9 protein-coding genes and 1 riboswitch are annotated in these 11836 nt (G+C 64.5%); of the genes, 4 read left to right on the forward strand and 5 right to left on the reverse strand.

Features of this window, described 5'->3' with window-relative positions:
• From thiS to QTL98_RS14480, 5 genes are all read right to left on the reverse strand, one after another.
• Positions 1–198 carry a sulfur carrier protein ThiS gene (gene thiS, locus QTL98_RS14460; RefSeq protein ID WP_445679169.1) on the reverse strand — a complete coding sequence of 66 codons (198 nt, stop codon included), beginning with the start codon at positions 196–198 and terminating at the stop codon, positions 1–3.
• The gene (locus tag QTL98_RS14465) at positions 188–1123 is read right to left on the reverse strand and encodes an FAD-dependent oxidoreductase (protein ID WP_445679170.1); all 936 of its coding nucleotides are present in this window, start codon (positions 1121–1123) and stop codon (positions 188–190) included. The genes thiS and QTL98_RS14465 overlap by 11 nt, the downstream gene beginning before the upstream one ends.
• Positions 1120–2922, reverse strand: a complete 1803-nt coding sequence (gene thiC / locus QTL98_RS14470; protein ID WP_445679171.1) for a phosphomethylpyrimidine synthase ThiC — start codon at positions 2920–2922, stop codon at positions 1120–1122. The genes QTL98_RS14465 and thiC overlap by 4 nt, the downstream gene beginning before the upstream one ends.
• 132 nt (positions 2923–3054) lie before the next feature.
• A riboswitch (TPP riboswitch) is annotated at positions 3055–3187 on the reverse strand.
• A 509-nt stretch (positions 3188–3696) separates the two neighbouring features.
• Positions 3697–4551, reverse strand: coding sequence for a formate dehydrogenase accessory sulfurtransferase FdhD (gene fdhD / locus QTL98_RS14475; protein WP_445679172.1), 855 nt, complete (start codon positions 4549–4551; stop codon positions 3697–3699).
• Positions 4548–6881 (reverse strand): FdhF/YdeP family oxidoreductase, encoded by a 2334-nt coding sequence (locus tag QTL98_RS14480; RefSeq protein ID WP_445679173.1) that lies wholly within the window; start codon positions 6879–6881, stop codon positions 4548–4550. Before QTL98_RS14480 ends, fdhD begins: the two co-directional genes overlap by 4 nt.
• 214 nt (positions 6882–7095) lie before the next feature.
• On the opposite strand from QTL98_RS14480, the gene QTL98_RS14485 reads away from it, so the two are divergent.
• The 4 genes from QTL98_RS14485 to QTL98_RS14500 all read left to right on the forward strand — a co-directional run bounded on the left by QTL98_RS14485 (position 7096) and on the right by QTL98_RS14500 (position 11615).
• Positions 7096–8010: a sugar phosphate isomerase/epimerase family protein gene (locus tag QTL98_RS14485; RefSeq protein ID WP_445679174.1), complete on the forward strand. Its 915-nt coding sequence runs from the start codon at positions 7096–7098 to the stop codon at positions 8008–8010.
• Between the two features lie 118 nt (positions 8011–8128).
• Entirely contained in the window at positions 8129–9649 is a 1521-nt protein-coding gene (locus QTL98_RS14490) for an ArnT family glycosyltransferase (protein ID WP_445679175.1), read from the forward strand.
• Complete coding sequence (locus QTL98_RS14495; protein WP_445679176.1) at positions 9646–10659, forward strand: glycosyltransferase family 2 protein; 1014 nt, start codon at positions 9646–9648, stop codon at positions 10657–10659. The genes QTL98_RS14490 and QTL98_RS14495 overlap by 4 nt, the downstream gene beginning before the upstream one ends.
• Positions 10656–11615: a lysylphosphatidylglycerol synthase domain-containing protein gene (locus QTL98_RS14500; RefSeq protein WP_445679177.1), complete on the forward strand. Its 960-nt coding sequence runs from the start codon at positions 10656–10658 to the stop codon at positions 11613–11615. Before QTL98_RS14495 ends, QTL98_RS14500 begins: the two co-directional genes overlap by 4 nt.
• Positions 11616–11836 lie beyond the last annotated feature (221 nt).

Genomic DNA, 11836 nt, shown 5'->3' on the forward strand with positions numbered 1-11836 from the left:
TCAGCCCCCCTGCATCGGGGCCAGCACCTCGACCCGCGCGCCATCGCTGAGCACGGCCGCCGCGCGCTGGCCGCGCGGCACAAAGGCGCCGTCGAGGGCGGTCGCCACGCAGGCGGCATCGAAGCCCTGTTCATCGAGCAGCAGCGCCAGTGTTGTGGCCGCCGTCACCAGCGGCTCACCATTAAGGTCAATGCGCATCTACAAGCTCCCGTGTCAGCATGCCGGCCAGTTCCTCCGCCAGAACAGGCGCCATGAGGAAACCGTGGCGGTACATGCCATTCAGATGGAGGCGACCCGCCTCCCGGCGGATCGCAGGGATATTGTCGGGAAAAGCCGGGCGCAGGCCGGCGCCGGTCAGGATCACTTCCGCTTCGGCAAAAGCGGGATGGACGGTATAGGCGGCTGACAGCAGCTCCATTACCGCCCGGGCGGTAACGCCGCCGGGCCGGGCGCTCTCCACCATGGTGGCGCCGATCATGTAGCGCCCCGCCCCGCGCGGAACGATGTAACAGGGAAAACGCGGGTGTAGCAGGCGGACGGGGCGCGTCAGCATCACATCCGGTGCCAGCACCTCCAGCATCTCTCCGCGCACGGCACGCAGGTCCGGCAGCCGGTCGCGGGCAGCAAGCCCCCGGCAATCCACGATCTGGCCCGACGGGGCACCGTCGTGGATTGCCACACCGTTTTCAATCAGCCGGGAGCGAAGCCGGGCGAGCGCGGCGCACGGGTCCATATGCGCCTCGCTTTCAAAAAACAGCCCGCGGGCAAAGCGGCCGGCAAGCTCGGCTTCCAACCCCTCCGGCTCCACCCAGCGATGCCCGCGTGTGGCCCGGGCAAAACGCTCCAGCTCGCCCCGATCACGCGGCGCCGCGACAACCAGCGTGCCGCGACGTTCCACACCGCCGGCTTGCTGCTGCCACCAGTCCGCCGCCGCCTGCCCGCGCTCCACCACGATGTCAGGCGCAAGTTCCCCTTCGCAAAAGGGCGCGAGCATGCCGCCGGCAAGCCGCGAGGCTGGCGGCGGGCTGCCTTGCGGCACGACCAGCTCTACCGCCAGACCGCGCGCGCTGAGGGCGGTGGCGGCGCAAAGCGCCGCCACCCCCTCTCCAAGCACGGAGATCATTGCGCCGGTTCCGTCACGCGGTCTTCAACCGGGACATAGAGCTGGCCGGTCTCGCGGAACTTCCCCGCCATCTTCGCCATGCCGCCCTCTTTTTCAGCCTCGGCACGGATGTCGTGGCTGATCTTCATCGAGCAGAATTTCGGCCCGCACATGGAGCAGAAGTGCGCGAGCTTGTGCGCTTCTTTGGGCAGGGTCTCGTCATGCATCTCCCGCGCGGTATCGGGATCGAGGCCAAGATTGAACTGGTCCTCCCAGCGGAAATCGAAACGTGCCCGTGACAGCGCATCATCCCGCAGCTGCGCCCCCGGATGGCCCTTGGCAAGGTCGGCGGCATGGGCTGCCAGCTTGTAGGTGATGACGCCGGTTTTGACGTCATCGCGGTCCGGTAGGCCCAGATGCTCCTTGGGCGTGACGTAACAAAGCATGGCGGTGCCGAACCAGCCGATCATCGCCGCGCCGATGGCGGAGGTGATGTGGTCGTAACCGGGTGCGATATCGGTGGTGAGAGGCCCGAGCGTATAGAACGGCGCCTCGTGGCAATGTTCCAGCTGCTTTTCCATGTTGGCCTTGATCTTGTGCATCGGCACATGACCCGGCCCTTCGATCATCACCTGGCAGTCCTTGGCCCAGGCGATCTTCGTCAGCTCGCCCAGCGTTTCCAGCTCGGCAAACTGCGCGGCATCATTGGCATCGGCAATCGAGCCGGGGCGCAGGCCGTCGCCGAGGCTGAAGGAGACGTCATAGGCCCGCGCGATGTCGCAAATCTCGTCGAAATGTTCGTAAAGGAAACTCTCGCGGTGATGATGCAGGCACCATTTGGCCATGATGGAGCCGCCGCGCGAGACGATGCCGGTCACGCGCCGTGCCGTCATCGGGATCATATGCAGGCGCACACCGGCATGGATGGTGAAATAATCCACCCCCTGCTCGGCCTGCTCGACCAACGTGTCGCGATAGATTTCCCAGGTCAGGTCCTCGGCAATGCCACCCACCTTCTCCAGCGCCTGATAGAGCGGCACGGTGCCGATGGGCACAGGGGCGTTGCGGATGATCCAGTCACGGATGTTGTGGATGTTGCGGCCGGTCGACAGGTCCATCACCGTGTCCGCGCCCCAGCGGATGGCCCACACCATCTTCTCCACCTCTTCCTCCATGGAGGAGGTGACGGCGGAGTTGCCGATATTGGCGTTGATCTTCACCAGGAAGTTCCGACCGATGATCATCGGCTCCAGCTCCCGGTGGTTGATGTTGGCGGGGATGATGGCGCGGCCGGCGGCAATTTCCTTGCGCACGAACTCTGGCGTCACAAAATCCGGCAGGTCTGCCCCCATCGGCTCGCCATCCCGCTGGCAGGCGATGCGGCGGCCTTCATTCTCGCGCAGGGCGACGAATTCCATCTCCGGGGTGATGATGCCCGCGCGGGCGTAGGCCAGCTGCGTAACGGCCCGGCCCGCGCTTGCGCGCAGCGGCTGGCGCTGCACCGGGAAAGCCGGCGTCAGGCGCTCGCCTTCGGCAAAACCATTGTCGGCGGCGGTCACGGCGCGGCCGGCATAGGCCTCCACATCGCCGCGCTGCTGCAGCCAGGTGCCGCGCACATCGGCGAGGCCGCCGGCGATATCGATCCGGGCTTGCGGATCGGTATAGGGGCCGGAGCTGTCGTAGACCGTCAGCGGCGCTTCGCCGGTTACCGCAATTTCGCGCAGCGGCACACGGATATCGTGCAGGGCGCCCGGCAAGTGGACCTTGCAGGAAGCCGGCAGGGCGCCGGTGGTGATAGAGGGGGTGGAACGCGCGTTCATTGGTGTCTCCTCTTGCGAAAAGACCCAAGTCAAACGGGATGCAGAAAGGGGCCATCAGGCCCCGGAGGTGTGCGCTTCACACGCAGCAGGGCCTTCGGCCCGAAAGGACCGCCCCGGACAATGTCGGATGGGGGGAACGCCCTTCGGTCTTCCTACGCCAGTATCAACTGGGTCAGGTTCAAAGGGTCGCTTCACCGTGAACGGGCCATGCCCGCTCCCTGTCAGCCTCTCAGTCCCCTAAGGCGGGACTCCCCTGACGGGGCGGACCATCGCGCGTTCCAGGCGGGAGGTCAATGATTTGCTCTGCGCGCTTTAACGCAGCTGAATTTTTAAAACACCATCACACCGCCGGGCGGCGAGTTGCAGGTTGCTGGCAGGCATGGCATCGGACTGCGTCACGTGGAGGAGACATGGGATCAAGGACCGTTGCTAATATTGATTTTGGCGCGACATCACCAAAATCCGAACGAGGTCCAAAACCAAACTAAAGCTCGGCCGCCAAAATATAAATACCACCTAAAGCTATTGCTATTTTCTGACCCTTAAAACAATTCCAACCCACATTACGCCTGATACAAAAGAAATAAAAAACAATCTATCTGCGCTTATCCCGAATAGACTAAAATTAAATAATAATTGATTCAATTTAAAAATAACAATTATTAAAACAACAATTCCTGCAATAAGGCGATCACGATTCATAATTTCCCGCGCCTCTTCTGTCGAATATCACCCAGTTCACAACTGGAATCCGCATAATTCTAAACTTCGGCGTCAGAATACCATCAAACCGCCGGGCGCGCGGGCGGCAAGCTGCAGGTTGCTGGCAGCCGCCAGTTGCAAGGCAAGTGCCGTGGGAGCGGACAGGGTTACCAGCGCCGGCACGCCGGCAATCGCCGCCTTCTGCACCAGCTCGAAACTGCAGCGGCTGGACATCACGATAAAGCCGTCGGCCGGGTCCTGCCCGCCGCGCAGCAACGCGCCGATCAGCTTGTCGAGCGCGTTGTGGCGGCCAACATCCTCCCGCGACAGGCGGATGGCGCCGGTCTCGGTATCACACCACATCGCGGCGTGAACCGAGCGGGTTTCGGCGTTGAGCGGCTGCCAAGCCGGCATGGCATCGAGCGCCGCCAGCATGATGTCAGGCGCAACCTCGCGCGGGCAGCTGACGGGCTTCGGGTTCCTCACCGCTTCGGCAAGGGTCGCCACGCCACACAGGCCGCAGCCGGTACGCCCGGAAATCTCGCGCTGGCTTTCGGCGCGGCGCTCCCCGGCCTTGCCCGCAACGGTCGTGATCTCCACGCCGTAACCGATGCAGCCCGGCACCAGCTCCATGGCGGCGATGTCACCGGCCGTGGCGACATAACCCTCGGTCACGGCAAAACCGGTGGCAAAATCATCGAGATCCGCCGGTGTCGTCATCATGACCACGGAAGCCGCGCCATCAAAGCGCAAGGCAACCGGCACTTCCTCCGCCACCGCCCAGCGCCGGTCTTCCGGCCATCCGCCGGAGCGCGCATGAAAGCGCCCTCCGGTCAGCAGGCTGACTTTGAAGTCAGGTTGGGCTTCGGCACCGGGCGACTGCGTCTCCTCGTCGCCGGCCAGCGGAAGGGGAAAAGAAAGGTTCACTCGGCTGCCACAGCCGCAGCTGCGCTCCCTGCACCGCCGGCCACAGCGCCGGCGAGGCCCTTGATGATGCGTACCGGCACGGATTTGGACGCCGGCACCTTGCTGAGCTCGGCATGATGGGCCAGCGGCACCAGCACGTTAAGCTCGGGGAAATAACCGGCAAGGCTGCCCATGGGCATGTCGTAGCGGGTGGCCCGCAGGCCATGCACCTCGCGCTCCACCCCGTCATCCGCAGCCGACGAGAGCGTCACGAGATCACCCTCGACAATACCGAGGCGCTGCATGTCATCGCCATTCATCATAACGATCATGCGGCTGCCATAGATGCCTCGCAGCCGGTCATTATAGTTATAGACGGTGGTGTTGAACTGGCTGCCGCTGCGCAGCGTCATCAGCAGGAAGATATCCGGATCGTCGAGATGCGGGCGGGAGAGACTGTCCGGCATGACGAAATTGGCCTTGCCGGTGGATGTCTTCCAGATGCGCTCGCGCACCGGCAGCGGCCGCGGGAAACCGCCGCGCCGGGTAAAGCGCGCCTCGAAATCGCGGAAGACGTCCGGCCAGGTGGCCTCGATGGCGGCGCGCACCTTTGAATAATCATCCACCCAGCCGCGCCAGTCGACCGTGCCGCCCTCGCCCAGTGTTGCCCGCGCCATGCCGGCAACGATGGCAGGCTCGGAGAGCAGATGCGGGCTTGCCGGCTCCGCCACCCCTTCCGAAGCGCTGATATAGGTCATGCTGTCTTCCAGCGAGACCTTCTGCGGGCCGCTGGCCTGCCGGTCGATCTCGGTGCGGCCGAGGCAGGGCAAGAGGTAGGTGACTGCTCCCGGCACCAGATGGGTGTGGTTCAGCTTGGTGGCGATCTGCACGGAAAGGCGCAGGCGGCCGAAGGCCTCCGTCACCGCCTTCTGCTCTGGCACCGCGCGCAGGAAATTACCACCAAGGCTGATGAAGGCGCGCGCACTGCCGTCGATCACCGCAGCGCAGGTCTCGACCGTGCTGTGCCCTTCCCAGCGCGGCGGCTCGAAGCTGTACATCGCGGCCAGCTTGTCGAGCGGCGCGAGCTCCGGCTTCTCGGTAATGCCGACGGTGCGCTGGCCCTGCACGTTGGAATGGCCGCGGATGGGCAAGATGCCGGCACCCGGGCGGCCTATATTGCCGCGCAGCAGCAAGAGGTTGATGATCATGCGCGCCGTCTCGACGCCATAACGGTGCTGCGTCACGCCCATGCCGAAGCAGGCGACGGTCGCCCGCGAGGCCATGTAGCTGTCCGCCGCCTTCTCTATATCCGCGCGGGCAAGGCCGGAGCGTTTTTCGATTTCCTCCCACGCCATGGCCCGGACCAGCGCCACGAACTCTTCAAAACCGTGGGTGTGTTCGGCGAGGAACGCCACATCCAGCACCCTGTCGCCGCCATGTTTGACGGCATGGTCATCGGCCGCGATCACCGCCTTGCACATGCCCATGATCGCCGCGCTGTCGCCGCCGGGCTTCAGCTGGAGATATTGCGAGCTGATGCGGGTCTCGCCGCCGGTCAGCATCTCGAGGGGATTTTGCGGGTTGGAGAAACGCTCAAGCCCGCGTTCCTTCAGCGGGTTGAAGGTGATGATGGCGGCGCCGCGTTTTGAAGCCCCCTGCAGCGGGTGCAGAATGCGCGGGGCGTTGATGCCGATATTGTGGCCGAACACGAAGATGCAGTCGGCCTTGTCCAGATCCTCCAGCAGGATGGAGGCAACGCCCGAACCGATGCTCATCGGCAGCGCGACGGATGTCGTCTCGTGGCACATGTTGGAGCTGTCGGGGAAATGCTGGGTTCCGTACATGCGCCCGAACAGCTGGTACATGTAGGAGGTCTCCAGCGAGGCGCGGCCGGAGGCATAGAAGATGGCGGCGCGCGGATCGGTCGCGCGCAGCTCGGCGCCGATTTCGGCAAAGGCCTCTTCCCATTCCACCGGCACGTAGGTGTCGCTGGATGCGTCATACCGCATCGGGTGTGTCAGGCGGCCGACATTTTCCAGCTCATGATCGCCCCAGCTTTTGAGCTGCGCGAGCGTGTGGCTGGCAAAGAATTCCGGCGTGGCGCGCTTGCCCGTCATCTCCCAGGCTGTCGCCTCGGCGCCGTTGAGGCAGAATTCCGGCCCATGCCCCTTGGCCGGCTTGGGCCAGGCGCAGCTGGTACACATAAAGCCGCCGGGCTGGTTCTGCCGGGCCAGCGCCTTGACGCTGGCAACCGCCGCGCCCTGCCCCATCACCGCCGAGGCAAGCGCCTTGACCGATCCCCACCCGCCGGCGGGGCCCTTGTAGGGGCTGACACGGAACTTGCGGCTCATGATCTTTCTGCCTCTTTTTGCATCCGGAAGGCCGGGGCCCTCCGGGGGACGATTTCCCTTACCCTAGCACCCCGCTGCCGGACGGCAACGGGAGCGAGGGTCGCGCCCGGCACCCGGTAGTGCCGGTCAAAAATGGACGCTCAAATGCCACTGGCACAAAGCCGGTTGCTTGATACCTTGGAGCACCAGCAATTCCTTGAATGATGGCCCCACGATGTCCTCCTCCTATTCCATTGGCGTTGCCAGCCGCTGCGGCAAGGCCGATGTCAGCGATTTTACAGTTTTTATCGACGAGTTGGAGGGGCTGGGGCTCGATATGATCGAGCTGCCGCTGTGCGAGTTGGACCTGCTGGTGGGCGGCCGGATGGTGGGCGAACGGGTGGGCCGCCTCAAGGAGGCGATGGCCGGACGAACCTTTCGCTGGAGCGGCCACGGCGCCATCGGCCTCAACTTTCTGGATGACGAGGCGCGGCTGGCGATGCACCGCGCGACCGCAAGGGCCTATGTCGAACTTGCCGCCGAGATCGGCGCCGAGCGGCTGGTGATCCATAGCGGGCAATATGGCCGGCTCGACGAGGCGGAGATCAGTCGCCGCTATGCCCGCCAGCGTGAAGAATTGCTGGTACTGGGTGAGTTTTCCTCAAGCCACGGCGTGCTGGTGTGCGTGGAAAATGTCTTCGGCCATGAAGGCGGACCGGGAACGGCGCTGCCGGGAGAACTGGCGCGCGAACTGGCCGCCACTCCACACCCGGCGCTGACCGGCACGCTCGACTTCTCCCACGGTTATATCCACTCCACCGCCTGCGGCGCCGATTTCGTGGCCGGCGCGCTGGCGATGATGCCGCTCTCCCGCCATCTGCACATTCATGACAGCTTCGGCGTGCCGAAGACGATCTGGACCTATAACCCGGCCGAGGATGCCGCCATGGGCATGGGCGACCTGCACCTGCCCCCCGGCTGGGGCAGCCTGCCCTTCGACCGGCTGATGCGCGAAGGCACCCTGCCCGCCGATGCTGTGTTCATGATCGAACTGCACCCACGCTGCTGGGATGCGCTGGGGGAGACGGTGGAAGCAACACGGCGGCTGATGGAGAAAGCTGCCAGAGGCAGCGCCCCCGCGGCAGCGTGACCGGTACCGGAACGCCCCTGCCTATGGCGCCGCGGCGCCCGGGCGGGTATTGAAGGGGCACAGGGCATCCGCCGTCGGTGCCTCTGCCCAAAGACAAAAGCATGGCCAGCCCTTTCGTATGACCGAGCGTCCTTTCTGGAGCGAACCCCGGACCGTCCGGGTCCTCATTCTTGCCCTGCTCGCCGCGCACGCCATCCTGCGCCTCAGCTTCTGGCCAACGCTGGGAGTGGACGACGCAGAACAGGCGCTCTTTGCCCATAGCTGGCAGTGGAGCTATCGCTTCCGCCAGCCGCCGCTCTTTACCTGGCTCTTGATGCTGGTGTCGCAGGAGCTGGGCATCAACATCGTGGCGCTCACGGCGCTGCGTTATGGGCTGCTGGCGGTCTGTTTCCTTTCCACCTACGCCACCGCCCTGCGCCTGATCCCTGACAAGCGCCTTGCCGCCCTTGCCGGCTTTTCTTTCCTCGGCATCTACACCTTCGCCTATTACAGCCATCACGACCTGACCCACACCACCATGATGGCAACCGCCGTGGCGGTCAGCTGGTACCTGATGGTGCGCCTTGCCGAAGAGCAAAGTTCCCGCTGGTATGTGGCGCTCGGTTTTGCCTTTGCCGCTGGCGTTCTGGGCAAATGGAACTTTGCGCTGCTGCCGATCTCGCTGGCGCTGACCGCGCTGCTGCTGCCGCGTTACCGGCATCTGGTCCTTACCTGGCGCCTGCTGCTCACCATCGCCATCTCGGTTGCCTGCGTGCTACCGACGGTCACTTATGTGCTGAGCCTCTCCCCGCCCTTCACCGCCATTACCGGCGCGGTGCTGCATGACGGGCGCGGCCCCTTCACCACGCTGGCCGTCGGCACGGGTGAGCTTGCCAAATCCCTGATCGCCTATCCCGAACCGCTGCTGCCGCTGCTGCTGCTCTGCCTCGGCACGGCGCTCTGGCGCGGCTGGCGCGCACCGGCCGAAAGCGGCGGCCCGGCGCTCGGCAGCGATTTTGTCGGCTGGGCGATGGTGGTTTCCATCGCGCTGCACTGGCTGCTGGTGCCGACCCTGGGCGCAACCGAATTCACCGAGCGCTGGATGCAGCCGGCGATCATGATCCTGCCGGTCTGGCTCCTGATGCTAGCCGGGCGTGGCTCTCCGGCCCCAAGGGCAATCACCGCGCTGGCCGTGCTGCTGGCCGTTCTGGCCATCGCCGCTTTTGCGGCCCGGGTCATTACCTGGAACCAGCCGGCCGGCCGGGGGCATGCCCGCGACAAGGTGCCCTTTGCCGATCTGTCGCGTGAACTGGCCCGTATCGGCTTTGACGGCACCGGTACCATTCTGGTGCCCGACCTGCATGAGGGCGGTAATCTGCGGATTAACTTTCCCGCGGCGCGCACCATCGCGGCCGGATGGCCGCCCGCCCTGTGGCCGACCCCGGCCGGGAATGGCCAGTGCCTTGTCGCCTGGCCCGATAATGGCGATGGCGAGCGCAATGAGGCCATCGTCAGCGACTACCTCCAAAAAGAGCTTGGCGGCAGCATGGATGCCCCGCATATACGCGGCACAGTCAGCGGCCTCATGAAAGGCAGCACGACGCGCTTTTACCGCCTGGCTTACCGTCTCTACCCGCAACCGAATGGCGACTGCCGATGACCGACAATCCCGTTGCTGCCTCCGCCGAAGCCGCCTGCGCGGCTTCCCGCATCAGCATTGTCGTGCCCGCCAAGGAAGAAGCGCCGACGCTGCCGATCCTGGTGAACCGCATTCGCGAGGTTTGCGCCGAAGCATCGCTTGATCTTGCCGAGATCGTGCTGGTGGATGATGGCAGCCGCGACAACAGCTGGCAGGTGATGAAGGACCTTGCTGCCGCCGGCAACGATGTGAAGGCCATCCGCCTGCGCCGCAATTTCGGCAAGGCCACCGGCCTTATGGTCGGCATCGAGGCGACCACCGGTGATATCGTCATCACCATGGATGCCGATTTGCAGGATGACCCGGCCGAGCTGCCGAAATTCGTCGCCATGATCGAAGCCGGGCACGATGTCGTCTCCGGCTGGAAGAAGGAGCGGCACGACCCGGTCTCCAAGACCCTGCCGTCACGTTTCTTCAACTGGATCACGGCCAAGGCCAGCGGCATTCCGCTGCATGACTTCAATTGCGGCTTCAAGGCCTATCGCCGCGAGATCTTCGACCGCGTGCAGCTTTATGGCGAGCTGCACCGCTATGTGCCGGTGCTGGCACATTCGCTCGGCTACAGCGTGGGCGAACTGGTGGTGCAGCACCATGCGCGCGAGCATGGCGTCTCCAAATACGGCATCAGCCGTTTCCTGCGCGGGTTCCTGGACCTGCTGACGGTGCTGATGATCACCCGTTACGCCTACCGGCCCGGCCATCTCTTCGGCGGCGTCGGCACCATCTTCTGCGGCCTTGGCGGCATCATGCTGGTCTATCTGACCCTGCTGAAACTGCTGGCCGGCGCCGAGATCGGCGGCCGCCCGCTGCTCTTGCTGGGGGTCATGCTGGTCATCATCGGTATCCAGCTGCTGCTGTTCGGCCTGCTCGCCGAACTGGTGAACAACCGCACCCAGCCGCCGGCCCGCAACGCCGACCTCATCAGCGCCCGCACCGATATCACCCCGGGCGCCAGCAACGGGACTAAATGAAGCGTCGCATCCTGATTTCCACGATCGTCGCGGTTGCGCTGACGGTCGTGGTGCTAAAGGCGCTGATCTCGCCGGAAACGCTCTCGGCGCTGGAGGCCGCGGCAAAAACCGCCAACCGCCCGCTGCTGCTGCTGGCACTCGCACTCAGCTTCGGCATGCAGCTGCTGCGCGCCGCGCGCTTCCGCATCACCGCCTTCGATGAGTTCGGCATCATCCCCGAGCGGCGCCTGATCGGCATCGCCCTGCAGATCAACGCCTTCAACTTCATCTTCCCCTTCCGCCTCGGCGAGCTGGGGTTCCCCGTACTGATGCGCCAGGCCTATGGGCTCGACATGGTGAAGGCGACCGGCATTCTGGTGCTGGTGCGCGTGCTCGATCTGCTGATGGTCGCCGCCCTGCTCTGCCTCGGCGCCGCACTCTGCGGCATCGCCTCGCCGGTACCCTTCGGCACCGGCGGCCTGCTTGTGCTGGCAGCGCTCTTCTTCCTGAGCCCGCTGCCGCTACTGGCCCTTGGCGGGCTGATGGCGGGACACCTTTACCGCGTGCCCTATATCGGACGCTTCCTTGAGAAGATGGCTTACGGGGTCACGGTGCTCGGCTCGGCCAAAGCGCGCCTTGCCACACTGCTCAGCACCTTTGCCATCTGGGGCGGGTTTTCGTTGCTGGCGATCTGCGTCACCTCCGCCGTCAGCACCGCCGTGCCGCCTGCCGCCGCCCTGATGGCCGGCGCCGCCAACAATGTGGCCTTCGCCCTGCCGGTCAACGGCGTCGCCGGCCTCGGCGCTGCACAGGCGGCCTGGGTGCAGGCGCTGCGTCTGGCCGGTATCGATTTCGAACCGGCGGTTGTCACCGCCCTTGCCGTGCACGCTGTCGTACTGGGCTCGGCGCTGCTTTTTGGTTTGCCGGCGGCACTGCGTTACTGGCTGAAGCGCAATACCGCAGCGCCATCGCCCTGACATTTACCTGACTTTTTCTGCTGCTTTCCCGTTCTAAAAAGACGGGGCGGGCGGACCTATGCCCGCAAATCCATCTGGACAATTCCACCATAAATTACTAGAGGCTTTTCGGTGGATTAAGGTTGTCGGAAGTTCAACGTAATATATAAAAGTTTATGCATTTCAGTGCCGTAAGTCAACCTTCTGGAAAACAGAATTCTGACGAACAACGGCCTGAAAGC

It is taken from the genome of Radicibacter daui, assembly GCA_030657355.1.
In the GTDB taxonomy this organism is placed as follows: domain Bacteria; phylum Pseudomonadota; class Alphaproteobacteria; order Radicibacterales; family Radicibacteraceae; genus Radicibacter; species Radicibacter daui.